The sequence below is a fragment of the Paenimyroides aestuarii genome, assembly GCF_024628805.1.
GTDB lineage: Bacteria > Bacteroidota > Bacteroidia > Flavobacteriales > Flavobacteriaceae > Flavobacterium > Flavobacterium aestuarii_A.
In genome coordinates this window covers 2,273,212-2,299,474 of sequence record NZ_CP102382.1, presented here as the reverse complement: position 1 = coordinate 2,299,474, position 26,263 = coordinate 2,273,212, and the positions used below count along the sequence as shown (strand labels likewise).

General features: G+C 35.1%; 25 protein-coding genes and 1 riboswitch. Of the genes, 7 read left to right on the top strand and 18 right to left on the bottom strand.

The genetic code is table 11. From position 1 onward, the window contains the following. Positions 1-237: 237 nt before the first annotated feature. The 16 genes from tnpA to NPX36_RS11090 all read right to left on the bottom strand — a co-directional run bounded on the left by tnpA (position 238) and on the right by NPX36_RS11090 (position 14,541). Complete coding sequence (tnpA, locus tag NPX36_RS11165; protein WP_257498788.1) at positions 238-729, bottom strand: IS200/IS605 family transposase; 492 nt, start codon at positions 727-729, stop codon at positions 238-240. A gap of 579 nt (positions 730-1,308) precedes the next feature. Beyond that, the gene (locus tag NPX36_RS11160; RefSeq protein ID WP_257498787.1) at positions 1,309-2,043 is read right to left on the bottom strand and encodes a hypothetical protein; all 735 of its coding nucleotides are present in this window, start codon (positions 2,041-2,043) and stop codon (positions 1,309-1,311) included. A gap of 17 nt (positions 2,044-2,060) precedes the next feature. Next, positions 2,061-4,133 carry a WG repeat-containing protein gene (locus tag NPX36_RS11155; protein ID WP_257498786.1) on the bottom strand — a complete coding sequence of 691 codons (2,073 nt, stop codon included), beginning with the start codon at positions 4,131-4,133 and terminating at the stop codon, positions 2,061-2,063. A gap of 273 nt (positions 4,134-4,406) precedes the next feature. Next, entirely contained in the window at positions 4,407-5,093 is a 687-nt protein-coding gene (locus NPX36_RS11150; RefSeq protein WP_257498785.1) for a hypothetical protein, read from the bottom strand. 21 nt (positions 5,094-5,114) lie between these two features. Beyond that, positions 5,115-5,378 carry a hypothetical protein gene (locus tag NPX36_RS11145; protein WP_257498784.1) on the bottom strand — a complete coding sequence of 88 codons (264 nt, stop codon included), beginning with the start codon at positions 5,376-5,378 and terminating at the stop codon, positions 5,115-5,117. Position 5,379: 1 nt separating this feature from the next. Then, on the bottom strand, positions 5,380-5,991 hold the full coding sequence (locus NPX36_RS11140; RefSeq protein ID WP_257498783.1) for a hypothetical protein: 612 nt from the start codon (positions 5,989-5,991) through the stop codon (positions 5,380-5,382). A gap of 11 nt (positions 5,992-6,002) precedes the next feature. Next, positions 6,003-6,392, bottom strand: coding sequence for a DUF3592 domain-containing protein (locus tag NPX36_RS11135; protein WP_257498782.1), 390 nt, complete (start codon positions 6,390-6,392; stop codon positions 6,003-6,005). Position 6,393: 1 nt separating this feature from the next. Next, positions 6,394-6,870: a hypothetical protein gene (locus NPX36_RS11130; RefSeq protein ID WP_257498781.1), complete on the bottom strand. Its 477-nt coding sequence runs from the start codon at positions 6,868-6,870 to the stop codon at positions 6,394-6,396. 28 nt (positions 6,871-6,898) lie between these two features. After that, the gene (locus NPX36_RS11125; protein ID WP_257498780.1) at positions 6,899-7,663 is read right to left on the bottom strand and encodes a DUF1266 domain-containing protein; all 765 of its coding nucleotides are present in this window, start codon (positions 7,661-7,663) and stop codon (positions 6,899-6,901) included. A 1-nt stretch (position 7,664) separates the two neighbouring features. Then, positions 7,665-8,243 carry a hypothetical protein gene (locus tag NPX36_RS11120; protein WP_257498779.1) on the bottom strand — a complete coding sequence of 193 codons (579 nt, stop codon included), beginning with the start codon at positions 8,241-8,243 and terminating at the stop codon, positions 7,665-7,667. Between the two features lie 126 nt (positions 8,244-8,369). After that, on the bottom strand, positions 8,370-9,107 hold the full coding sequence (locus NPX36_RS11115) for a LytR/AlgR family response regulator transcription factor (RefSeq protein WP_257498778.1): 738 nt from the start codon (positions 9,105-9,107) through the stop codon (positions 8,370-8,372). 10 nt (positions 9,108-9,117) lie between these two features. Further along, on the bottom strand, positions 9,118-11,001 hold the full coding sequence (locus NPX36_RS11110) for a tetratricopeptide repeat-containing sensor histidine kinase (protein WP_257498777.1): 1,884 nt from the start codon (positions 10,999-11,001) through the stop codon (positions 9,118-9,120). 53 nt (positions 11,002-11,054) lie between these two features. Further along, a complete protein-coding gene (locus tag NPX36_RS11105) occupies positions 11,055-12,020 on the bottom strand; it encodes a hypothetical protein (RefSeq protein WP_257498776.1) in 966 nt (321 codons plus the stop codon). 164 nt (positions 12,021-12,184) lie between these two features. Next, a complete protein-coding gene (locus NPX36_RS11100; protein ID WP_257498775.1) occupies positions 12,185-12,973 on the bottom strand; it encodes a DUF695 domain-containing protein in 789 nt (262 codons plus the stop codon). 12 nt (positions 12,974-12,985) lie between these two features. Then, the gene (locus NPX36_RS11095; protein ID WP_257498774.1) at positions 12,986-13,717 is read right to left on the bottom strand and encodes a DUF1266 domain-containing protein; all 732 of its coding nucleotides are present in this window, start codon (positions 13,715-13,717) and stop codon (positions 12,986-12,988) included. Positions 13,718-13,743: 26 nt separating this feature from the next. Next, entirely contained in the window at positions 13,744-14,541 is a 798-nt protein-coding gene (locus NPX36_RS11090; RefSeq protein ID WP_257498773.1) for a DUF4261 domain-containing protein, read from the bottom strand. A gap of 163 nt (positions 14,542-14,704) precedes the next feature. Beyond that, positions 14,705-14,902, top strand: a riboswitch (cobalamin riboswitch). A 28-nt stretch (positions 14,903-14,930) separates the two neighbouring features. Here NPX36_RS11090 and NPX36_RS11085 point away from each other — a divergent pair. The 3 genes from NPX36_RS11085 (at position 14,931) to NPX36_RS14400 (ending at position 18,242) form a co-directional block, all read left to right on the top strand. Continuing rightward, positions 14,931-16,772 carry a TonB-dependent receptor plug domain-containing protein gene (locus NPX36_RS11085; protein WP_257498771.1) on the top strand — a complete coding sequence of 614 codons (1,842 nt, stop codon included), beginning with the start codon at positions 14,931-14,933 and terminating at the stop codon, positions 16,770-16,772. Between the two features lie 3 nt (positions 16,773-16,775). Further along, entirely contained in the window at positions 16,776-17,789 is a 1,014-nt protein-coding gene (locus NPX36_RS11080) for a YncE family protein (protein WP_257498770.1), read from the top strand. 273 nt (positions 17,790-18,062) lie between these two features. Continuing rightward, positions 18,063-18,242: a DUF4372 domain-containing protein gene (locus NPX36_RS14400; protein WP_397376471.1), complete on the top strand. Its 180-nt coding sequence runs from the start codon at positions 18,063-18,065 to the stop codon at positions 18,240-18,242. A gap of 19 nt (positions 18,243-18,261) precedes the next feature. On the opposite strand, the gene aroC is transcribed toward NPX36_RS14400, so the two are convergent. Continuing rightward, positions 18,262-19,305, bottom strand: a complete 1,044-nt coding sequence (gene aroC / locus NPX36_RS11075; protein WP_257498769.1) for a chorismate synthase — start codon at positions 19,303-19,305, stop codon at positions 18,262-18,264. Between the two features lie 146 nt (positions 19,306-19,451). Next, positions 19,452-20,174 (bottom strand): uracil-DNA glycosylase, encoded by a 723-nt coding sequence (gene ung, locus NPX36_RS11070; protein ID WP_257498768.1) that lies wholly within the window; start codon positions 20,172-20,174, stop codon positions 19,452-19,454. 83 nt (positions 20,175-20,257) lie between these two features. Between ung and NPX36_RS11065 the strand changes: the two genes are divergently transcribed. The 4 genes from NPX36_RS11065 to pheT all read left to right on the top strand — a co-directional run bounded on the left by NPX36_RS11065 (position 20,258) and on the right by pheT (position 26,246). Beyond that, positions 20,258-21,055, top strand: a complete 798-nt coding sequence (locus tag NPX36_RS11065) for a hypothetical protein (protein ID WP_257498767.1) — start codon at positions 20,258-20,260, stop codon at positions 21,053-21,055. Positions 21,056-21,141: 86 nt separating this feature from the next. Beyond that, a complete protein-coding gene (locus NPX36_RS11060; protein ID WP_257498766.1) occupies positions 21,142-23,316 on the top strand; it encodes an endonuclease MutS2 in 2,175 nt (724 codons plus the stop codon). Between the two features lie 5 nt (positions 23,317-23,321). Further along, positions 23,322-23,744: a thiol-disulfide oxidoreductase DCC family protein gene (locus NPX36_RS11055; RefSeq protein ID WP_257498765.1), complete on the top strand. Its 423-nt coding sequence runs from the start codon at positions 23,322-23,324 to the stop codon at positions 23,742-23,744. Positions 23,745-23,810: 66 nt separating this feature from the next. After that, a complete protein-coding gene (gene pheT / locus NPX36_RS11050; protein WP_257498764.1) occupies positions 23,811-26,246 on the top strand; it encodes a phenylalanine--tRNA ligase subunit beta in 2,436 nt (811 codons plus the stop codon). The last annotated feature ends 17 nt before the right edge of the window (positions 26,247-26,263 follow it).

The window sequence follows — 26,263 nt, the reverse complement described above, 5'->3', positions numbered from 1 at the left end:
CCCCAAAAAAGCAAGAGAAGGATGACGGTAATGTTTTTCATATTTTTCAGTTGTTAGGTTGCCCTTTTAGGGTGTTTTTTGAGATGTTCTACTGGTTGGTATCCCAATGCGCTGCATTGGGTTATACTCTTCCCGAGGCGTTGCCATCGGGTTAGGTTCTATTTCCCTTTCATGGAAATACGGTTTCAAATGGCTGAAAGCCTTTTTTATACCAGCGAAAGGCAACGTCTTTGGTTATTAGGCAAGTTGGTTGTTGTGCCCTGAAGGGGCAATATATTCTGTCCACAAATAATTTTCATCAAAATCAACATTGTATTCTTTCAAAAACTGAATGTATTCTTCCTGAAACGTTTGGGTTTTATGATGCTCCTTTTGGTTTTCAATGTACTTTTTCACTCTTTCTACCACTGACTGGCTTACAGAATAGCCTGCATAACCGCCTTGCCAGGCAAACTGATGATAGGCTTCGCCTTTGGTTTTAATCCACCGACTGCTATTGCGTTTGATTTCTTCTACAAACTTGGCTAAAGCAATATTCTTTGACATTGTGGTAAGAATATGAATATGGTTTTCTGTTCCATTTATTTTTATAGGAATAGAACCGTTTTTCTTTATAATTCCACCGATGTAGGCATAAAGCTCGTTTTCTATTTCTGGACGAATTAGAGATTGATTGTGTTTTGTGTGAAAAATAATGTGTACATACATTTTCGATAATGATTGTGACATAGTTTTTTATTTGTTATGTTGCCCTTGCAGGGCGTTGTTTTTCTCTATTTATGCCCGAGGTGTTGCCGTCGGGTTGGGTTCTATATCCCTTTCAGGGAAAACTATATTGCGTTTATCTCTTCCCGAGGCGTTGCCATCGGGTTAGGATCTATTTCCCTTTCAGGGAAAGGTTGGTTATGTTTATCAATTCCTCAATGCGATGCATTGGGTTGGGTTCTATATCCCTTTCAGGGAAATACGTTATCAAATGGCTGAAAGCCTTTTGTACTCCAGCCAAAGGCAACGCTTTTGGTGTTATAAATCGTGTTGAAATGCGCCCTGAAAGGGCAATATAGTTTTGTGTTCTCCATTTTTTTTTTTAGGTTTATCATATCATTTCTCCATATGCTTGGTTTGTTATGTTGCTCTTTGGGTTCGCCGATTTTCAATTCAGGGCGTTTTCTTTTATTCTGTCTAATCCCAATGCGATGCATTGGGTTTGGTGGTCTTTTTCCCTTTCAGGGATAGTTTGGTTGTGTTCATTTACAGTCTTCGAGCCCTGTTTACAATTAACCTAAATGCATAAAAACGTCTTCAATTTCATCGATAATGTGTCAAATCTCCTGAGAACATATTGGCTGCTTGTAATGCTGCATCAAAGCTGGGGGTTGTGATAAAAAGATAGCAATTCATTTCTTCATCATCTGCCATAATTTTTTTCATTTCTGCATAAATTTCATCGGTAAGGTAGATTTGTTTAGGCTCCGATGGGGCATCATAATAGGAATTGCCATAGTTTCTTTCGGGTTCTGGAAGCGCATAGTTGATGGGCAATGAAAACGTAATGATTTTTGATTTTTCGATGAATTTAAAATTGACTCCTTCGCCTCTAAATCCTTCTGGATGGAGTTCTGGATTTCCAAAATCCTTTATCAATTTATCCAAAATGCTGGTGATGTTTTGTGGTGTAGCATAACTTGTGTTAGCATACGCCATGATGGCTTTTTCGTCTTCCCAATCGGTGATGATTCCAAGGCTTTCGAATGATACTCCCGCAAATTTTGCCAACGGACGATCTTGGCTCATGGATCCTGTAGAGTAATTGATATACCCCATGTCGATTGAATCTTGGGAAATCCATTCTTCGTTTACGCTAACATTGAAATCTGAATTTCCACGAAAAATGTCCTCATTTTGAAAGAATTTTTCAATGTTTAAATCAAAGTTAAATTGGTCTAAATTCAGCGGTTTTTTTCCATATTCTTCTGTATTTCCTACACAAGAATTCAATAAAAGTAAAAATAAAACTGAGCCTATTGATAGATTGATTTTCATAAAATTATTGGTTTAAATTATTGGATTAGATTTCCTTTGGAATCGTAAAAATGATCATTTACTTCATAAATAGTAAGGGTGCCATCATTTTTGAAATCAATATAATTCCCATCTGGGTTTGAAGGCATGGTTTTTAGTACCTTTCCGTTGGTATCGATCAAATAAACCTTTCCGTCTTTTTCTACCATAGCGGCTCCTTGATAAAAATCAGTTGCTTGGGTGTACACTGCTGGCAAAATTTCCTTTCCTTGTGAATTGAGGTAGCCAAATTGTTTTCTGTTTTCTTTCAGAACCGAAAAAAAGATGCGTCCCTCTTGAAGATAGCCCAGATCTAAATATTTTGGAGTTACAAGTATTTTTCCTTTCAAATCCATGAGACCACGTAGGTCATAATAGCCTTGTTCTACACTATAATGAACCATTTCAGGTGACACCATATCTATTGGAACTTCGCTAAGCGGAATGCTTAACTTTCCGGATTTGTCAATCAACCCAAATTTTCCATCTCGGGAAATGATGACCACATTTGGGTTACCTTCATAATACGAAACATCTGTGATTTTTTCTGAAATTTCGATTTTATGTCCATCAATTGTTTGGAATTCATAAAAACTTCGCCCCCGTTTGGAACGATTCAAAACAAATATATTTCCTACCAAATCAATCCCATCATATGCATATGAAAGTATTTCGTCTTTTCTGTTTTTCAATATGCCTTGGTATTTATTTTTGTCCGAGAAAACGGCATAATTTCCTTTTAAATTTTTCACGAATTCAACACCTTCTGGAAGTTTTTCCAGTTTCTTATTTTTCAAATCCAAAAAGTAACCCATGGAACCATCTTCTAGCATTTCATAGTAAAAAAGACTATCTTTTTTGTACAACTTTTCATAGTTAGCAGGAATGATGATTTTTGAATGTTGATCCATCAAACCGTATTTTTCTTTTGTTTGATCATAGAAAATTTGGACTTCTTCGAGTGGTTCGTATTGGATTGCAATGGTATTGAGTGAAAGTGTTTCTTCAGAATCCGAAAGGTAAAAGTTGAATGCATTGATTTCATTTGGATATGAAATTTCAACCGTTTGATAAAGAGGCCAATGAAGATCTTCGTATTTACTTTCAAATGCACGATATCCCTTGACCATTTCACGAAACTCCTTGTCTTGTAACTGATCCAAATCATTTAGATCTTTCAAATAAGCTCCAATTTTATTTTTATAAAGAAAACTAGGCTCCGATATTGCCTTCAGTATTTTCAGTATTTCTTCTTTGCCGGAAGCATTTAGAGCTTCTTTCATTACATTTTTTGTCGAATTTAATTCCCCAATGATGACGGGATTTACGCCCATCACAGGATAAGCCGAGTAGCTGTTGTGATCAACCGGGATGCCATTTTCAGTGATTCCTTGTACTCCTTTAATTTTACGGTACAAATCCATCGGAATTTTCAGCCCAATTCTTTCTGCACCAACGGTGTCGATTTTGATGAGGTGGTTTTTAAACAAAACCGAATCTTTTGCCGATCTATCCAAAACCAATGTGTCCAAACTTTTGGGAAACGTATAGTCAATTTTCACCAAAAGACTATCCGCACGTTCAAGTCCAATTTTTGTTGGTGATAACCTTTTATTTTGGGCATAAATTTCTTTGATTTCATATTGCAAATCATTGGTTTCTAAATAGGAAAAATCATAGTCATAATTCTCTGAGTCAAAATCAAAAGTTGAGTTTGGAAGTTGGTATTTCTGTTTTGTAGAAATTGAATCTTTTATATGTTGAAAATCCAATCGAATTGAATCTTCATCAGCTAAACGAAACCAATCTGCCGTGTCTATTTCTTCCTTCATTTCGCCATCACCAAAGCCAAAAGACATCGTAAAATAAAAGGTAAGGCCACTTACTTCATCTACTTGATTTTGAATGAAATCTACATCTTTTTGAAGTTGGTTTTTTAAGGAACCTTCTGAAAGACTTTCCATTTCGGCTAGATATTCCGATTTGGATTCAGCTTTTTCAAATCCTTTCTCTGAACAGGATACAAGTGCAATAGAAATAATTAGAATTTGAATGATTAGGTTGATTTTCATAAAATTGGGGTTAAAAATGTTTGTTTCAAATTGTTTGTGGTGTTTTGATTGTTAAAGGTTTATTCTCAACCACCAATGCATTGGGTTGGGTTCTATATCCCTTTCAGGGAAATATGGTATCAAATGGCTGAAAGCCTTTACTACATTAGTCAAGGGCAACGCTTTTGGCTATTTTGTATATTGGTTGATGTTTTTTTTAGACAAAACCCCTCCAAAAACAAAAAACCTTTGCCCGAAATTTCGAAGCAAAGGCTTTTGAAAGGCTTAGGCGGATTAGTTGCTTAAGTGTGGATATTTCTCAAAGAATTTCTTTTTGAAGTAACGACCCAATAGTCCAAATTTCGCTTGGGTGTCCATTCCATTTTTCTCAAATGCCAAGGTGGTTTCAGGCATCCGTCTCACCTCATTATAGTACAAAATATCGACCGGTTTTCCGTCAATGTCAATTGATAATTTGTTCGGTTTTTGTTGCGCAATGGCCGACATACGGGTCACTTTTTCTGCATTGGTGATGGTTCCTACACGCGCATTGAGCAATCTGGTTTGGTCAAAAATCAAATGTTCTTTGGGTGCGCCTTCTTCAAAAAATAAATAATGTAATTCATCGCCACTCAACACCAAATAACTGGCATGATCGGCTTCTTGGTACTTCGCTTTTACGCCAACCGCTGCCCATGCAACCGTTTTGGCTGCCGTGGCTGCAGCAGAAGCTACTTTATTGCCTACAGTTGTGATGTGTGCACATTCTGTAAAGGCATCTATGGGTGCACCTTGCATTTGTTTTTCTAGGGATGAAAAATATTTCGGAATCAGCTCTTGTTGCATTTCAGGTGTTTTATTCAAGGCATCATCTCCTGAATATTTTTGTGCTGCTTGCTTTTGTTTGTTCATCATATAACGCATATAAATGAACGATCCTATAAAAAGCACAGCAACTATGATGATAATTGTTGGTGACATAATTAATTTATTTTAAATGTTTTACAATTTTTTAGTAGGGATAATTTTTTCGCTTTCATCTTCATCTTTACTCCACAAAACAAAAATGGCAGCGAGCAATCCAATGACCAAACTGATGATGGCAGCGACGGTTTTTCCAAAAATTCCAATCATAAAGGAAGCAATCAAAATGACCAAGAAAAATTGTCTCCCGCTCAAGTCATCAAAGAAATACATGGTATAAGCCAAATAGACAAATGTTGCCAAAACCACCAATGCCGAAAAAAGTTTGTAAAGAAATTTCATTTTACTCTTCTTCGATTAGCATATTCAACTTCCCGTCCTTATCGGTTTTGTATTCGATTTCGTAATATGTGGTTTCGATACGGCGTCCGTTCATTTGTGTAGCACCCGTTGTAGGCGTCACTTGCAACACGATATGATGCTCTAAAAACCCTTCGCTTTGCGCTTGTATTCGGTAATCGCCAATACCGGCATATTCATATTCCTCGGCTGGAATCATAGCGGCAGCTTCTGAAATATACGTCGGAACTTTTGACAAATCAAATTCGCTATACGGCATAGAATGCACTTTCCCCACGTATTCAGTATCCTCGCGTTCTACTTTGATTTCGGGTGAAAGAACCAAGCTTACTCTTTCCACTTTCTTATCTTCTCCAGGTTTTCCCAGCGTTACGTTTACCACATTGGGTTCATTGCTAAATCCATCATGGTTACTTACAATAAAATTAATTTGATGTACCAAATCCTCAGCTTTGATATTTTTGTCGATTTCTGTCTTTAATTCGGTTACTTTTTCGGGTTGTGCCAAATCGTATTTTTCAGACGAATTGAGTAAATCACAACTTTGTAGGGTTAAAATACTTGCCGCAGCAAATAAGACGATTGTTTTTTTCATATTATTTAATATTAATAGTTTAAAACTTCTTTATATTTAATTTCACTTTCTATTAAGTTTGGATTTTCAGGGTCATAATACAAAACAACTTTATCTCCTTTTTTGTAATTATTATCTGACCAACCATCTTCACGTCCTCCAAAATTTGCTGTTTTCAAAGATTGTGTGTTTTCTACCATAAATTGAACAGTATAAATTACATCCGCACCTTTTCCAATTCTCCCATTGGATTCGGTTGTAATAATTTCGGCTTCGGCACGTACATAATTTTTTAGTCGTTCTTTGGTTTCTGCCTTTTGTTTTGCGTTATGGCTATTGGGGCCGTACATAAAAAAGACTGCACCTCCAAAAACCAAAAGAACCAATACGATGAACCCAATTTTTGCTCCTTTACTTTGCATATTATTGTTTATGAATGGTTACATTTTCTAAATAAAAATCCGCACCGTTATAGATTACGGTTCCGCTAAACGTCAATTCACCATTCGAAACTTCTTGGTAATCATCGGTTGTGAATTTAATTGTTTCGTTGGAGAAATTCTTATCCACGATAGCTTGATTCCGCTCTTCCTCACCACTTAATGGCGTTTGATTATCTGCAATTAAAATTTCGGCATCCAATAATTTTTCTCCCTTGCAAAATCCGTCAGTATAAATGTTCATTCTGCTTTTCTTTCCTCCTTTAACACTAGAAAACACACCACAAAAAGAGGCGTATCCCTTCACCGAAACCAGCTTTCCATTCATAGATTGGTCATTAGCCAACGCATTCATTTGTTCTGTCGTTAGCATTTCGCCTTGTTTTGTTGGTTCGCCTTTGTGGGTGCAACTTATAAATATGGTTAAGCCTGATAGTAGGCATAAAATGTATTTTTTCATAGTTTCCTTTTTATTTCAATTAATTATTTTAAATCTCAAACCATTCCAAATTTTTCCAAGGACTTCCTTTTTTGTCTTGTAAAAATCCTACTGTTTTTTTTAGAAATTTTCTACCCAAAGCATTATTTAATCCTATATTCTGTTCACCAATAAGAAAATCAACTCCAAAGTCTTCCCAGTTCGAATAGTTCGGACGAACAAATTCATTAATTTTTTCGAGAAGTCTCAGGGCTTCTTCTTTTTGGATAAATTGGACATCGGTCGAAGCAGTGATGATATGGCTAAGAACAGCAGCATAAAGCGCATTGGCCCCTTGTTTTTCCAGATTCCAAAAAATAGAATTGGCATTGCCTTCTATGGCTTCCAAAAGGGTGTGTTCAGTCGAAATTTGGGCAAGTGCAAAGAAATCAGCCAAGGTTTTTTTACAACTTTCGGTATCAACAATGCCAAAATCCCGTTTCAGCGCCATTTTAAAATCAGAAAATCGTTCTTCTTTTCCTTGGTATTCACCAAAAGTATAGAGATGAATGGGATATTTTTCACTGTCTTTGTTTTTGTCAAAAACCGAAACCCAATCACCAAAAAGAATCGACCGAAATGGAGCGCCCAAAGCTGTTCCAAACGATTCTTGAAACGGAGTATTTTGGATTAGCTTTTGTTCTAGTTCTCTTTGGGCGAGAGCGGCTTTATCTTTGTTTGATTTTTCTTGTGCCTCCTCTGCATTGGCCTCCTCAATCCCTTCTGCTATTCCCTCTTTTACAGAGGAAATAATTTCTTTAAAAAACTTGAACATATTATTTAATTTTTTCTTCAATTTTCTTGATTAAATCGCCCTCACTGGGGATTCCTGCGGTTGGTAAAATACCGTGCTGGTCTTCATGCTCTCGTTTGTTTTGTTTGGGTTCTTCGCCCCAAATGGTATCTCGAACCAATACTTTTTCGCTTGCCAAATCCAAAAAGGAAAGGGCATAATATTGTTGATACGCTTTTTCTGACGAACGGTTTGGGTCTTCTCCATCTTCTACATAAACCCCACGCAATTTGCTGTCATGCTTTACCAGCACTATTCCTTTGATTTCGCCATTTGGAAAATATTGATTGGTTTTCAGCGCTTCATTGCGTTGTTTGTTATACACCAAATTTCCTTCCCAATCAAACAGCATAAATCGTCCATCCCAATTGACTTCTTGGGGTTCATAAGGGTAGTCTTCAATTTTTTTGGAGGCAAAAAAATCGGTTAAAGATGATGGAATTTGAGCCGATAGTTCGCGGTTTTCTTGGATGTTACTAATCTTATTATACAACCAAAAAATCCCTGCAAATGTTATCAAAAGAAAAATGCCGACTCCTATTAATATTCTCTTGTTTTTCATGGTAATATGAATGGATTTTCAAATTAATTCATTCAAAATTAACCCATGAAAGCTTCAAAAAAAGGGCAATTCTATATTTGCTTGCTCTCTTTTTATATTCGCAAGCGTTAGGTCGATTTTTGGGGATTAAAAATTTGCGTCGATATGTGCAATTAGCTCTGCACGCTTACGCTGCGAAACGGGAATGATGGCGCCATTGCACATTTCTATCTGTCCATCTTTGTAGTATTTTTTCAAAAAATTGGTATTGATAAGATACGATTGATGGCAGCGAAAAAAGAGCGGACTCGGTAACAGGGAATCAAATTCTTTCAACACTTTACTCACCAATATTTTGCTTTTATCTGCCAAATGGAATGTGGTGTATCCCTTGTCACTGTTGCAGTATAGGATATCTTCTATGTTGACAATCTCAATGACATCTGTACTGCGCAACGCAATTTTTTTGGAAAATTGGGGAGCCGCAAAATGCTGCAACGCCAATTGGGTTTGTTGTTTTTGTACTTTAAATTTTTCTGTTTTCTGATGGCATTTTTCAATAGCTGCTGTAAAAGCATCTGTGTCCAAAGGTTTTAGCAAATAAGCCAACGCCCCCAAATTCAAGGCTTGCAAGGCAAATTGGTCATAAGCCGTGATGAAAATAATCTGCAAATCGGTTGGTATTTCAGAAAAAAGCGATAGACTGTTGCCGTCTTCTAACTGAATATCAGACAAAATCAAATCTGGCTGTAAATTGGGAAGTTCCAACTTTGCTTTGGCAATGCTGGTTGAATAACCCACCAATTCTAAATGAGGATTGTCATCCACCAAAGAAATAATGTACTGCAAAATATGGCTTTCGTCTTCTAAGATATATACTTTCATCTCTTTTTGTTTAATTCAAGGGTTCTATTGGAAAATGCAAAATTACCTCATAACCCGTTTGATTTTCATTATTTAATCTTCTGGATTGGAAGCCTGCCTTTAGTTCTTTGCGGTTAAACAAAAGGTCCAATCGCTCTTGGATTATTTTTGTTGATAATGATTTTTTAGAAGGATTCATCGGTTTTGGAGTACTTGTGCCATTGTCTGTGATGGTGATTTGCAATTGCTGTACATTTTTGGCGAATTGAATGTGAATTTGGCCCAAATAATCAATTTTTTTGAAGCCATGCTCAATGGTGTTTTCAACAAAAGGCTGCAAAAGCATGGGCGGAACTCCTATGTTTTCAGTATCTAAACCATTGATTTCTATGGTGTACTCAAATTTATTTTCGTAGCGAATTTGTTGCAATTTAAGGTAATTTTTAAGCGATTCTATTTCCTGTTCCAAACTGATAAAATCTTGTCGGTTATGCTCCAACACATGGCGCATTAATTTAGAAAAAGCCACCAAATATTCATTGGCAACACGCTTGTTTCCACTGCCAATCAGTCCCTGAAGATTGGAAATGGCATTGAAGATAAAATGAGGGTTGAGTTGCATTTGGCTATATTTTTGTTCTAGAAGCAGTTTTTTATTTTCCAGTGCCAAATGTTTGTTCTGCTCAGACAACACACGCTGACGATAATAATTGTACATAAACAAAACCACTAATAAAAAAACCAAGGCAGAAATTCCAAACATCCATTTTTGCTGCGCTATGATTTTTTGATTGGTAGCATTGGTTGATTCCAAAATTTTGATGGCTGTTTCCTTTTTCTCGGTATCATAAGCAGCATGCAGCTCGGCGATTTTTTGTGCCTGAATTTTCTCTGCATTCCTTTTGTCCCATTGCACCAAAGAATCCAATGTGATGTACGCATTTTTGTAATCACCCATGATGGCATACACGCCACTCATCCCGTTGTAGATGGGGTTTAGATTGCTCTCCGGATGGTGTTCATTTGCCCAATTTAATCCCTGTTGATAATAAGACAAAGCCTCGTTGTATCGCTTGGCTTTGAGATATAGTTGTGCCAAATTGTTAAAAGCAAAAACATAGAGATTATTGTTTTTTTTAAGATAATCAAAATACAATTTTTCAGCTTGTATGGCCTCATCAAATCTATTTTGTCTAATTCTCAACTGTGCCTCGTATTCATAAGTTCGCATCAGAGCAAGGCTATCCAGCGTGCGAGTAGCAAGGGTGCGACAACTGTCGAGATAGGTTTGCATCAATTGTTCTTCCCCCAATCTTTCTGCCAATAAAAAAGAAATATCAAAATAACGTTGTTTGATGATGGGGTGACTTTTGAAGGGATGTTTTTGGAAATGCACATCCGAAAATTCTTTGGCTTTTTCGGTTTGGCGATTATTGAAATAGGCTTTTGCCAAAAGGTCATAATAGCGATAGGTATATTGACTCTGCTGTTTTTCTGCCTCTTGAATGGCTTGATAAATTTCATTAAAAGTACCCGATGGAATGGTGGTGGTATTGGCAATTGAAATGTTGAGCATTTCATAGGATTTCAAAACTTTCCATTCGGCAGGAATAGAACCAGCAATTTTCTGCAGTTGGTTTTTTGCTCGTTCGTTTTCGTTATTCAATTTGAATTGATAAGCCTTAAAGTAATGATAAACAGGATTTAAGGTGTCGTTATCGGTTTTAAACAATTGCGCCATTGAATCTGAAACAGCCATTCTTTGAGAAGCATTGAGCGTATCAAACCGAAGAGGGATTGTGGCGAGTTTTTGGGTAGTTCGTAATTTTTCAGGCAAATCTTTGCTTTTGCTGCAACTCATTTGCAACATTAAAAAAAAGAACCAAAAAATTATTTGAATAAACCACTTAGCCATTTTAACAAACCACTTATCCTTTTTAAAAATGAAATAAACTAAAACAACAATTATTAATTTTCATATTCATTCATCTCCATAACTTTATTGTCTTTTAAAAGGATTTGAGTGTATATTCTTCGATACATTGTAGCCTCATAAAACAGCATTTTAAAAGTACCTTTCTCGTTTTGATATGCATTTTTGCTACTTGGTTTTCCTAAACTTAGAATACATTCTTCTTCGCTCATTCCTTTTTTGATTTCCCGATTTTTAATAGTGCTCCAGAATTCTTTTTTTACGTTTGGATAGATTTTTTCTGGATTTTCAAATAAAAATAATTGCTGAAGATTCGTGCTCGAAAAACACGACCCCAAAGTTCCGCTCACACAGCCGTCTATAAAATAGTGTTTCCCGTCGGATTCATTTTCAAACAAAACCCGAACAGGATAGTTAGAATACGTCCCCACTCCTACTTTTACCACTTTTATTTTCGCAAAACGTTCCGGATTGTGCATATAGGATTTTTTGCCGTTCAGTTCATAACCCCATCTATCAGCATTGAGCCAAACGGTTTTTCCTTCCAATTTTTTTTGCACTGCATCGATTTCATCTAGCCAAACGACAGAAGAAGCGTCCCAATTCACAATTTTTTCTTCGTTATCGGTTTTTAGTTCTTCCAGATAATACTCCTTTCCTTTGTTTTCAAAGTAATAAAGCGTTTTATCATAACCATATTTATCAGGAACTTCTTTTGATTTTTTGTAGATGAAAATTTCGTTTTCAAAATCTTTCGTAAGCACTTTTTCCTCAGTATTGGTTTTAAAACTCAATTCCTTGGGTGAACTTGGAACCATTGGCAAAACCATAAAACGCAATCCAGGTTTCAGTGTATTATATCTAATTGGCTCTACCCATTTTTCCGCCGACTTTTCTTTCACGTTGGTTTCTGAAGTGTTAACCTGATAAGGATTTTGCGAAAAACTGCTGAGCGAAAATGTTGCAGTAAAAAGCAAGCCAAGAATGGTATTTTTTTTCATTTTTTGATGTGTTTTTTTGAGAATTAAATTTAAAAAAAATATTTGATTGTCATTTTTAAAAAAATTTAAAACGCTAAGGCCACAAAGATTTTAATGATGATTGATGACTTTCATTCAAAAAAATATTTAACATGAAAGTCCAGAAAAAATCAATTGCAAAAAAATTACTTTGCAATCGGGCAACCCCAACCGTCGTAATCTGCATTGTATTTATGGGCAATTTCGATGAGTTCCCAAACATAATCATCAATATCAATGGTAGAATTTACCCTCGAAATATTTAATTGATACGCATTTTTTGGCATATCGTCTCGAAAGTCTTTTGACAACACTTTATAGCCTATTTGCTGCACTTCGTCAATATAATTTTCTCTGTTTGCTTCCGAATCAAAATACAACCAATGATCAATTTCCCTTTCTATTTCTGGGTTGTCTTCGTGCTTGCTTAACTGAAACAAAACTTTTCTGTTTTGTATGCTTTGGTATTGGTAGTCATTCGGATACAGAAAATTAAAATAATCTTCCCATTCTGCATCTTCTTTAAAATCGGTTGCAAATTGATAATCTGAATGATTTTTTGCCATAACTTCTCCCATAATTGCATCGTAACGATCTGTATTTTTCGAGTAAAGGTACAAATCAAAAGTTCCGTTGCTTTTCAGCGCACCAACCATGATCGCACCTTTTGCGGTTAAAGCATCTACAATATCATCTTCAATTTGGCAAATTTTAGGAAATTCTTCGTTGGTTGGAAGTCCATTTTCGTCGGGATCTTTCAGCTTTACCGAAAACCAAGTTCTGTGATGATAATCAGCAATCGGTGCTATTTTATCCAAAGCCAAATTAATCCGAATACTTGCGGGATTATTGTCTACTTTGCAGGCATAAAAAACCCAATCTTGTGGAATTTCCATTGGTTTTTCTTCTTTTTTGTTGAATAAATTTTTGAACATTTTTGTATGTCTTTATTTAAATGAATATTTTTGGTACACATCAATATCTTCCATTTTTCTAAGTGCCGGATTTTGGCTGTGAAGAATTTGTTTAGTAGTTATTATTACATCATCCAAATCAAAACCTTGAATGGTTCTTCCTAATAAGAAAGAAACGGTATAATCGGTCCAATTTTGTCCCAATTGATTGGCTGTTTTTGCAGCTTGTTCCATGATAGAAAACGTTTCGGTTTCGGTGATATAACCACACCAATAACACCATTTTGCCAAAGAAACGGCTCTACAAATATCCCACGCAAAAGCAGATTTAGTTTGTTCTACGATTGCTAAATCCAATCCTAAACCTTTGGCAATGTTTTTTTGAATTTTACTTAATTCAGGTGAAGATTGTTGAAAAAGTGGCTCAAATTCTGTACTTCTCTGCAACATCAATAAATCGTTTAGGGTTTCTTTAGCTTCCTCTGAGTTTGAAATTTCCCATTGTTGTTTCAATCCGTAAGTAATTACATCTAAGTTTCCTTCGGGACTTATTCCTAGAATTTTTTCTCCCCTATGATAAAAAAGAATGGCTCCAAATGTTAATAATCGTTTTTGTTCTTCTGTTAAAGGATTTCCAGAATGATTGCTGTTAAAGTTTTCTAGTTGCTGTGCTTTTCTTTTTTTCATCATATTTTGCAACACGACCATATAGATAATGAAAGCAATAGCAACGCCGCCAATAATAAAGTAAATGTTTGTGTTCATATTTTTAATTTTAAAGTAATTATTTTTTACATTTCAAATTTCAAGGTTTCGCCTTCTAAATAAATTCCTTTTGATTGGGTGATTTTAATTTTCTGTTCTGCTGTAAACCCAATTGTTTCGCCATTTTTTAAGGTAACATCGGATTCGATAATGTAACTCAAAACCGGCAATAGAAACTCATACAAATCGCCTCCTTTTATCGGACTTTTCAGGATTTCGATTTCTGTTTTCCCGAATTCTTTCATTCCGTACGTGTAAATGCTGCTGTGGTTTTCCTCGTTGATAATCCCAATATAAATCCACAATTGTAACGGTAACATATCTTGATTCAAGAAATCTGCAAAATCGAGATACAAATTTTTTGGAAGCAAAAGGGTTTGTGTTCCTTGATAAATTCCAATCGCATTGTTACTGGTTCTAAGAATAGAAGCATTGACTTTTGTTAAAATTTTAAATCGTTCCAACTGATTGGTCCCGCTTGCCAAAACGGAAACAATAGCGTGATTGGTATGATTAGGCACTTCTTCAGCGGCGTTTTTCCACAAATAGTTAAATCCGAAAATAGGCTCCAAATCACTTTCTGGAACGGGAACAGGCATTATTGCAACAGCAACGGTTTCATTTTCAATCTTGAAGGTTGTTACGGAATCATCGCCCGAAACTTCGGAAACATTCAGTTTCCAATAATTTTGTAAATCATCAATAATATGATTGAGTGAGTAACTTTCCTCGGAATTAAACATCGGCATTGAAAGCAGTAGATTGCTTTCTTTCTGTGGTGTTTCGTTTTCTTTTTTCTTTTTAAACTTGTCGAAAAATCCCATAAGTGCTTTTTATTTTTAATTATTTTGACACAATTCAAAGTATCTCTTCAAATATAATTTTTAATTCTTAATTTTTCTTGTAGAACTTGTTTTACAAATCATGTAGTTTTTGTTGTGACAATCTGTTTAAAAAAAATTAATTTGCATTATTGATAAAATAGAGTACTTTTGCAACGTTTTAGGTTGCTATTTTATGCATGAAAAGGGAAATAGGTGCGATTTTTTCAATTCCTATGCTGTTCCCGCAACTGTAAGCTTCGTTTACTACTGTAAATACTTGTTTTTATCTGTGCCACTGATTTTTTTGGGAAGGCGAAAACAAGATGCAAGCCAGGAGACCTGCCTAATGAATACTAATTGATTATACCTTCGGGAAAAAAGGTTAACAAATGAGCAATAGATTTTTTCATTCATTGGCAGCGTGTTTTATGGGTTTTGTGGCTTTTTCGCAAAACACTGCTCCTATTGAATTAGATGAATTGGTTATTGAAAAAATTAAAATTTCTGCACAATCAAAATCCCAAAATCTTGTCGTTTTAAACGATTCGCTTATTGAAAACAGCATCGGAACGTTTACTGATTTTCTGCAAAAAAACACTACAATTTATTTTAAAGAAAGTGGCTATGGAATGGTGAGTTCGCCTGCTTTTAGAGGAACTACTGCCCAGCAAACAAGTGTTTTGTGGAACGGAATAAGAGTTAATTCGGCGTTATTAGGGCAATCTGATTTTAATGCTACCGCTTTTAAAAGTTACGACAACATTGTGGTTAAAGCAGGTGGTGGAAGCGTTTTGTATGGAAGCAGCGCTATTGGCGGAACGATTCATTTAAACAATCAATTGCAATTTAACCGTAAAACTGAAAATGAGTTGCAGTTGCACTACGGTAGTTTTAATACTCAAAGCATTCATTATAAAATAACAACTGGTTTTGATAAATTTGCAGTCAATGCTCATTTTGGTTACAATAAAAGCGATAATGATTACGAATGGATTGGTAAAAATCGCAAAAACATTAATGGTCAATTTTACAATACCAACTTTGGATTGGAAGCGGCTTATAAGATCAATCGGAAAAACACCTTGTCTTTTTATTCCACAACTTATAATGACGACCGCCACTTTGCATTGCTCACCCCATTTCAAACCAAAACAAAATATCAAAACAACAATTACCGCAATTTATTGAAGTGGCATTTTAAAACGAATACCTTTTTAAACACTTTTTATGCGGCTGTGTTGAACGAATCATATACCTATTTTGATCAATTGCCCACCAACAGCAAATCGGGCGGAAAAGCAAATACGCTGTACTTTAAAAATGAAAGTTTCTATAATGTTTTGCAACATTTTAAACTATCGGGCTTTGTTGAATACCAAAAAACAACAGGTGAAGGACAAAATTCGAGCTTGCCATTTTCTACACAAGAAATTTTTGCAGTGAGTGTTTTGGGGAATTATGAATTTACGGAACGCTTTGGAATGGAAGCAGGTGCTAAAAACGAAATGGCAAAAGATTACAGCAATCCGTTTTTGTTTTCTGCAGGATTTTTTTACAATTCACCGTTTTATCAGTTAAAAATAAATACATCTAAAAATTATCGCATACCCACATTTAATGATTTATATTGGCAACCGGGTGGAAACTTGAATTTGAAACCTGAAACCAGCTTGCAATTGGATGTCAATCAAAACTTTATCTTCAAAAACACACGAATGAATGTTTCGGCATATACTATTTCTATTAAAGATATGATTCGATGGATTCCAACAAACAGTGGTTTTTGGGAAGCCAATAATGTGGACGAAGTACGCGTTTTTGGAATAGATTTTTTTGCAAACTACCAGAAAAAATGGGCGTATCATGTGGTGGAATTGCAAGCCAATTATGGATACACCCAATCTATCGATCAAACTACAAAAAAACAGTTGACCTATACACCATTGCATAAATTGAATGCGCAATTGATTTATAAATATCGGAATTTCAGTGTGAGTCCGTCGTTTTTATATGTAGGAAAAATCTATACTACTGCTTCAAACACCGCAGCATCGGCTTTGAATTCTTATGGAATCATTGATGTAGATTTTCAGCAAAAATTCAATCTAAAAAACAACCCGTTTTATATCAATCTAAAAATAAAAAATGCTGCCAATACGGTTTACACCAATATGCCCGAACGAGTGATGCCAGGCAGAAACATTCATCTACAATTAATAAAAAAGTTTTAAAAAATGAAAAAAATTTTAGCCCCGTTATTTGCTGTTACCTTATTGTATAGCTGTAGCAATTCAGACGATAATTCAGTTGCTCCTAATCCTGATGAAAAATATTTAGACGGATTTTTTGTATCGAACGAAGGAAATTTTAATGGAGGAAATGCCTCTGTATCGCATATAAATAGTGGTTTAAGCACTGTTGCAAACGATATTTTTAAAACGTCGAACGCCCGCTCATTAGGAGATGTTGCCCAACACATGGTGGTTACCGATAAATATGTGTACATAGTTGTGAACAATTCAAACACGATTGAAGTAGTAAATAAAAAAACATTCAAATCGGTTTATACGATCTCTGAAAACGTTACTTCTCCCCGATTTGCTGTTGTTAAAAACAATAAATTATATGTAACGAGTTTGGTTGACGCTAAAGTAAATGTTTATAATGCCGAAACATTTGCTTTTATAAAAAGCATTGCACTGAACCATACTGCAGAACAAATTGCGGTTGCAAACAACTATATTTATGCTGCCAATGGATTTTATAGTGGCGGAATGGCAATTGAGGTGATTAACCCTGAAAATGATACCAATACGATGGATATTGCGTTTGAAAAAGCCATTGTTGGTATTTCAACAAACGGACAAAACGTATATGCTTTAAGTGCGAATGATACCACCACGAGCATTTCTATTGTTAACAATACCAGCATTGCATCAACAAAAGTTTTAGAACAACCCATTGCGCGCAATATTGTGGCAGAAGGAAGCAATGTGTATTACACAGCCGGCACAGGTGTTTATAAAATGAATAATTCGTTAACCTCTTCTAGTACAAAATTATTTGATGTGGCCGCTGGTGATGAATATTCTGTTTTTTACGGATTTAATGTTTTGAACGGAACTATTTTTACATCTGATGCAAAAGGTTTTACAGATAATGCTAAAATTGTGATTTATAAAGAAGACGGATCGATTATTAAAGAATTTACAGCTGGTGTAGGAACAAATGGATTTTATAAGTTCTAAGAAAACTTTTGTTTTTTTAAATTTGAATCCACGATAAAACGATCATTAAGGATGTTATTCTTTGAAAATAATGTTTTTAAAATACTTCGAATTTAGTTAACTTTATAGATTTTCTGAGCGACAGAACTTAATTTTATAGTTTTGTATTATATAATTTGATAACATAAGTTTCGAAGTAAGTACGTGCTTGCTCAGCTGGTCTAAATTTTCATTCAAGATAAATTAAATTGTGTTGTATCCAAATGTAATAGAGCAAATATTTAATGGTATTTCATCTGTCGGAATCAGTTACTTATGTTGATTTTTGGGTACTTATCAAGTTGCGAAAATTTGAGAAATTTAATAAACGTTCTTTATGCTCATCCCTCAAAATGTTATCACTTGGGAATGGGCAAGAACGTTTTAAGTTCTTATTTGCAGGAGCTAAGCAAAATCGAAACTACCACATTCTAATAATCATCTGTTCAAAAAATCAAATCATAAAATCAGCAAGCACCAAAGCAGCCATAGCTTCTACAATCACAACTGCGCGGGGAACTACACATGCATCATGCCTGCCTTTTCCTTTGATAATTTCTAATGTTCCTTTAGTGGTTAACATTTCTTGGGGTTGCAATAAAGTGGCAACTGGTTTAAAGGCCACATCGAAATAAATATCCATTCCATTGCTTATTCCGCCTTGAATTCCGCCTGAAAAATTGGTCTTGGTAGATTCGTCTTCATTGTAATAATCATTATGTTCAGAGCCAAACATTTTGGTTCCTTCAAAACCACTGCCAAAACTAAATCCTTTGCACGCATTTATAGACAGCATTGCCTTTGCCAAATTAGCTTCTAACCGATCAAAAACCGGTTCGCCTAAACCAATGGGAACATTTTTTATTACGCAAGTTACAATGCCGCCTACTGTGTCGCCTTTCTTTTTGGTGTCAAGGATTAGTTGTTCCATTTGTTGCGCAATTACCGGATCAGGACAGCGCACATCGTTGCTTTCTGCTAGATCTAATTGTAAGTCCGTATATTTTTTGTTTACCGAAATAGTTCCCACAGAAGAAACGTAAGCGGTAATTTCAATCGGATTAATAAGTTGCTTGGCAATTGCACCGCCAACCACCCGAGCAGTAGTTTCGCGAGCAGAACTCCTTCCTCCTCCCCTATAATCACGATGTTTGTATTTTTGTTGATACACATAATCGGCATGACTGGGGCGAAATGCATCTTTTAGTAAATCGTAATCGGCTGCTTTTGAATTATTGTTTTGAATTTGAAATGCTATGGGCGTTCCCAATGTTTTTCCTTCAAAAATCCCCGAAAGAAAAACCACTTCGTCCGCTTCTTTTCTTTGGGTAACTAATTTGGATTGCCCTGGTTTTCTGCGATTTAATTCTGCCTGAATAAAAGCTTGGTCTAAAACAATGTTTGATGGGCATCCATCAATAATTCCACCAATAGCCTCGCCATGGGATTCACCAAAAGTGGTTAATCTAAATTTTGTACCAAAAGAGTTTCCTGCCATTGTATTATTTTTATGTAAAAATACTAAAAGCTGCCTAAATTCTTTAGACAGCTTTTAAAATTTAAGTAAACAACAAACAAATTTTGCTTTCGTGTAAAAACAAATATTATACACTAAAAGTACTATTCTGATTAGTATGTTGCAAATTAAATATGATATTTAACATTTTCTTTCAAAATAGTCAAAACTTCATTCGTTTTTATTAAAATTTTGGACAACTGCCAATTAATAGGTGATTCACCTTTGCTAGTAAGGTATTTATTGGCTTGTGAAAAGTGTTTATTACCAAACCACTTTCCTTGATTGGCACTCATTGGTGATGGATGCCCACTTGTTAAAACCAAATGTTTCGAACGGTCTATATTTTTTCCTTTTTTCTGCGCATGATTTCCCCACAGCATAAAAACTAAATCCTTTTTATGGTTTGATAAAAATGAAATAACATTCTCAGTAAACTGTTCCCAACCCAATTTTTGATGACTTCCGGCTTGCCCAGCCTTAACCGTTAAAACATCGTTCAACAATAAAACGCCTTGTTTGGCCCATTCGGTTAAATCACCATGACCTGGATTAGAGAAATTGACATCGGTTTGTAGCTCGCCGTAAATATTTCGTAACGATGGAGGCAAACCAATTCCTTTATTAACAGAAAAACTCAATCCATGAGCTTGCCCAACTCCATGATAAGGATCTTGTCCTAAAATAACCACTTTCACTTTATCTAATGAACAATGCTTAAACGCATTAAAAATCATTTCTTTTGGCGGATAAATCGTTTCCTTTTCATAATCAGCATCAACAACTTGCTTTAATTTCGTATAATAATCTTTTGATGATTCCAAGGCAATAAATTCTTTCCAGCTGTTCATTTTATTTTTTTTATTCAAATGTAGTACATATTCCTTTAAATGATAAATTGTTTGTAAATTTGGTGTTAATACATTACAATAAAATGAGCAATAAAAAAAAGCATTTTAGACTAATCTTTATTCTTTCAATATTTATTTTATTATTGAATGATCATTTTCTAAAAGATTATTTTGGTAACTATTTCACAGGCAAATTGTCAGATTTTTCTGGTCTATTTGCTTTCCCCTACTTTTTATGCTTACTTTTTCCTTCCAAAATAAATTTCAATTATATAGTCACTGGCTTGTTTTTTATTTTTTGGAAATCTGAATTTATAGAACCTTTACTCCATTCTTTTCACTTAATAGGTATCGGACTTAATAGAACAGTCGATTATTCTGATTTGATTGCTTTAAGCGTTTTGCCATTTTCTTATCTATATTGGTATTCTAATTGGAATGATTATATAAATTTCCATAAAGCTTTAAAACCAATGGTACTAGTTGTTTGTGCTTTTTCATTTGTTGCTACATCGATGCCAAAACAATACGGAAATCTTAACCTGAAAACAAATTTAGAAGTTCGATTAAAGGCTAATAAACAAGATGTTATATCGATTCTTAATCTTTCAAAGAACAAAAAAAATTATGATTTTGAGTTTAAGCTTTCAGAATATAACGCAACCATAAATGCAATTGTTAAAGTTGATAGGTTAGAGAACGGCTTAATTAGCATTAAGTTAGACAGTATTTTAGATTTTGATGTTCGAGGCGGTTTATTTGTGGGTGTTGATGAAGATGATGTTGATTATATTAAAAATCTTAATAGTAGAGATTTTGAGAAATTTTTTGTAGAGAACGAACTACCTAAAATATTTCAGAATAAAAATGAATCGAAGTAATTTACAGGTGAGAAACCATGCCTATTCATAGAGATTTTTTTAGTAACTTTGACTATTAAAAGCAAAAGCTTTATAGCGAATTTACAATGAAATTGATTGCAAAAAAAACATTACAAGATTTAGAATTCAGCACGATATTAGAGCAGATAAGCGCATTGTGTACTACCGAGATGGGAAAAGAACAGGCATTGCTTATTGAGCCAATTCCAAGCAAAAACGAATTGATGCAACATTTGCAGCAAACATCTGAATATGTTTCATCGTTTAGTAATCAAAATGCCATTCCGTCGCATTATTTTGATCCAATTAGTTTTGAATTAAAAATGCTGCGCATTGAAGATAGTTTTTTAGAAGCTTCAAGCTTTAAGAAAATAGCCACATTGGTCCAAACTGCCAACGAATTAATACTTTTTTTTAAGAAATTTCAAGAATATTACGGTGCCTTGTATCAGGCAACAACCATTACCCAGCCCAACAAAATCATTTTGCAAAAAATAGAACAAGTGCTGGATAAATATGGTGAAATTAAAGATACTGCTTCGGTTGATTTAAAAGCAATTCGGCAAAATATTCAAATTCTTCGCGGAAAAATCAATCAAAGCTTTGGTGTTGCTTTGCAACAATACAACAATGCAGGTTATTTAGATGATATTAAAGAATCAATCGTAGAAAACCGACGGGTTTTGGCAGTTATGGCCATGTACCGCAAAAAAGTAAAAGGCACTGCTTTAGGCCAGTCGAAAACAGGGAGTATTGTTTATATAGAACCTGAAAGTACGTTTAAATTCTCGCGCGAATTAAGCAATTTAGAATATGAAGAACGCGAAGAAATCATGCGTATTCTAAAAGTGTTAACCAATGAAGTGCGTCCGTTTTATGATGATTTGTTGGTGCTTCAAAATTTGCTGTGCCATGTCGATATAGTGGCTGCAAAAGCAAAGCATGCCCAAAAAATAAATGGTATTTTGCCAACTATCACAACCGAAAAAAAACTGTTTTTCCGAGAAGCATACCACCCAATTTTACTGCTAAACAACCAAGCAAAGAAGAAAATAACCTATCCGCAAACCATAACACTGCACAACCAAGAGCGCATTATAGTGATTTCGGGTCCGAATGCCGGCGGTAAATCAATAACCTTAAAAACAATTGGCTTGTTGCAATTAATGTTGCAAAGCGGCATGTTGATCCCCGTACACGAACGAAGCGAAACCTTTTTGTTTGATCGCATTTTAACTGATATTGGCGATAACCAATCCATAGAAAATCATTTAAGTACATACAGTTATCGTTTGAAAAATATGAACTATTTTTTAAAGAAATGCAATGATAAAACTTTGTTCTTAATTGATGAATTTGGTACAGGATCCGATCCGGAATTGGGCGGGGCTTTGGCAGAAGTGTTTTTAGAAGAATTTTATGAGCGTGAAGCTTTTGGTATCATAACCACACATTATACCAACCTTAAAATTCTGGCAAACGAATTGCCCCACGCAACAAATGCAAACATGATGTTTGATGAACATTCGTTAGAACCCATGTACAAGCTAAGTTTAGGGCAAGCAGGAAGTTCTTTCACCTTTGAAGTGGCTCAAAAAAACGGCATACCGTATAGTTTAATTAATCGGGCAAAGAAAAAGGTAGAAACCGATAAAGTTCGGTTTGATAAAACCATTGCAAATTTGCAAAAAGAACGCTCGCGCTTAGAAAAAACTTCCGAAAATTTGCGCGAAGAAGAAAAACGTGCACGAGAAGAAAGCAGTAAATTGTCAAACATTAACACCAAAATTCAAGATAAATTAGAACGCTATCAAGAATTGTATGACTCCAACCAACGTTTGATTTATTTAGGACAACGTTTAGATGATCTTTCCGAAAAATATTTCAATAATAAAGATAAAAAAACGCTTATTGGCGAATTATTAAAAACAGTGGAGATTGAAAATTCAAAGCGAAAAAAAATCACCCTGAAAGAGAAAAAAGTTAAAGAGCAGAAAGAATTGAAAATCAAAGTTGAAGTAGAACAAAAACTAGATAAAATTCGTCAAGAAAAGAAAGAAAAAAAGATTAAAGAACAGCAAGTACAACAAGCCAACAAAACCAATTTTGTATTAAAAGTAGGCGATCGTGTTCGTATGATTGATGGAAAATCGGTAGGAACAATTGATGTTATCGAAAAAAATAAAGCTACGGTAAACTATGGTTTTTTCACATCAAAAGTAGCATTAGAACAATTAGAAATGGTAGAACGAAAAAAGTAAATGTAATGCGTGTAATTGATAAAATACCCGAAGGAAAGCAATTGATTTTGTTTGATGGCGTTTGTAATTTTTGTGATGAAACGGTTCAAAAAATCATTAAAGCAGATTCAAAAAATGTGTTTGTTTTTGCCTCGCTCCAATCCGATTTTGGCAAAGAAGTGGTGCAATATATCGGCATAAAACCCGAAACCGATTCTATTGTTTTGTATCAGCCCGGCATTGCATATTACACCGAAAGCAGTGCAGCCATAGAGATTGCTAAACAATTGAGCGGTTGGTATCCGTTGTTGCAAATTGGAAAAATTGTTCCTGCTTTTTTACGAAACAAAATCTATCAATACATCGCAAAAAACAGGTACAAATGGTATGGAAAAAAGGAAGCATGCAGCATACCACCACCGGAAACCCGAGCAAAATTTTTATCATAATATAAAACAAATAATTTCTTCAAACGTACAGCAATCTGTATATTTGTGCTTTTAAACAACAAACCAATGCAAATATCATATAACTGGTTAAAACAATTCATTAAATTAGAAATTACTCCTGAAGAAACAGCCGAAATACTTACCAATTTAGGTTTAGAAGTAGAAGGTATTAATGCATACGAAAGCTTAAAGGGCGGTTTGAAAGGCGTAGTGGTTGGGCATGTACTCACATGTGAACAACACCCCAATGCAGATAAACTTCGCATTGCCAAAGTAGATTTAGGCAATGGTGAACCACATGTTCAAATAGTTTGCGGAGCGCCCAACGTAGCAGCCGGTCAAAAAGTACCTGTTGCCACCATTGGTACGGTATTATATGATAAAGAAGGGAACGAATTTGTAATTAAAAAAGGTAAAATTCGCGGCGAAGAAAGTTTTGGAATGATTTGTGCCGAAGACGAATTGGGCATAGGCGAAAGTCATGACGGAATTATGGTTTTAGACGAAAAACTGAAACCGGGAACACCAGCTGCTGATATCTTTGAAATTTATACCGATACTGTTTTTGAAATTGGTTTAACGCCAAACCGTGCAGATGCAATGAGCCATTTAGGTGTTGCTCGAGATTTGCGTGCTGGTTTAATTCAAAACAAACCCAATAACAGCTATTCCGAATTAATCACTCCTAGTGTTAGTAAATTCAACGTGGATAAGCGTACCCTTCGATACGATATTGTGATTGAAGACAGCAAATTGGCACCTCGTTATGCGGGCGTTACCATTTCGGGTATCGAAGTGAAGCCATCGCCAGCTTGGTTGCAAAATACCCTGAAAGCTATTGGCATTACTCCGAAAAACAATATTGTTGATGCAACAAATTATGTGTTGCACGAGTTGGGGCAACCCTTACACGCATTTGATGCCGCACGTATTAAAGGAAATAAAATCATCGTTAAAAATGCAGAAGCAGGCACAAAATTCATCACATTAGACGGAGTTGAACGCATTTTGCATGAAGACGATATCGTTATTTGCGATGAAAACCAACCGTTGTGTTTAGCTGGTGTGTTGGGTGGATTACATTCAGGTGTAAACGAACATACAAGTGCTATTTTCTTAGAAAGTGCCTATTTTAATCCGGTGAGTATTCGCAAAACTGCCAAACGTCATGGAATTTCAACAGATGCTTCTTTCCGATTTGAACGCGGCATTGATCCAAACATCACTAATTACGCATTAAAACACGCAGCTATATTAATTGCAGATATTGCAAACGGAGAAATAACTTCGGATATAACTGATATTTACGCAAAAAAAATAGAGGATTTTTCGGTTTTCTTGAATTATAATAATGTTAACAAAATTTTAGGCGAAAATATTCCAAACGAAACCATCAAGAAAATATTGGTTTCTTTAGACATAAAAATCACCAATATTACCGATAAAGGTTTAGGATTATCAATTCCGGCTTATCGTGTAGATGTGCAACGCGAGATTGATGTGGTCGAAGAAATTCTGCGTGTTTATGGCTTCAATAATATCAAAATTGGTTCAAAAATCAATGCAACTATTGCTTATGGCAGCAAAACCGATGACCATAAAGTGCAAAATATTGTGGCAAACCAATTAGTGAGTCAAGGTTTCTATGAAGCCATGTCTAATTCGCTCACCAGCACAGCTTATTCTGAATTTATTTCAGAGCAAAACCGAAACCAGCAAGTAGCAATTCTGAATCCATTGAGCCAAGACTTATCAGTGATGCGACAATCGTTATTATTTGGTGGATTAGAAGCGATAGCCTATAACATCAACCGAAAAAATAGTGATTTAAAACTTTTTGAATTCGGTAAAACCTATGCAAAACCACTTTCGGGTTATGAAGAATACAAACATTTAGCGCTTTTTGTGACTGGAAATACCAGTACAGTCAATTGGAATGTTGCCACTACAAGTACAGATTTCTTTTTGTTTAAAGGTTATGTAGATGCAATATTATTGCGCTTAGGGTTGAAAAATGTAGCTACCAAACCCAATGAAAGCGAGCAGTTTTCAGAAAGCATTTCCTATTATTTGGGCGATCGTTTAGTGGTTTCATTTGGATCGGTTAAGAAAAGTATTTTAAAACATTTTGATATCAAACAAGAAGTTTTTTATGCCGATTTTAATTGGAGTACGATTTTGAATGTGGTTTCAAGCAAAATTAAGTTTACAGAACTATCAAAATATCCGATTGTAAAACGCGATTTGGCATTGTTGATTAAAAACGAAGTTTCGTTTGCAGATATTTACAAAACGGTAAAATTAGCCGATAAGAATTTAATCTTAGACATCTCTTTATTTGATGTGTATCAAGGCGATAAATTACCCGAAGGAACAAAGTCATACGCAATTAGCATGAAATTGCAGGATAAAGATAAAACCCTAACCGACGCCGAGATAGACAAAGTGATGCAGAAAGTACAAAAACAACTGCAAAGCGAAGTAGGTGCAGAATTAAGATAAAAAAAAGGAGCTTTAAA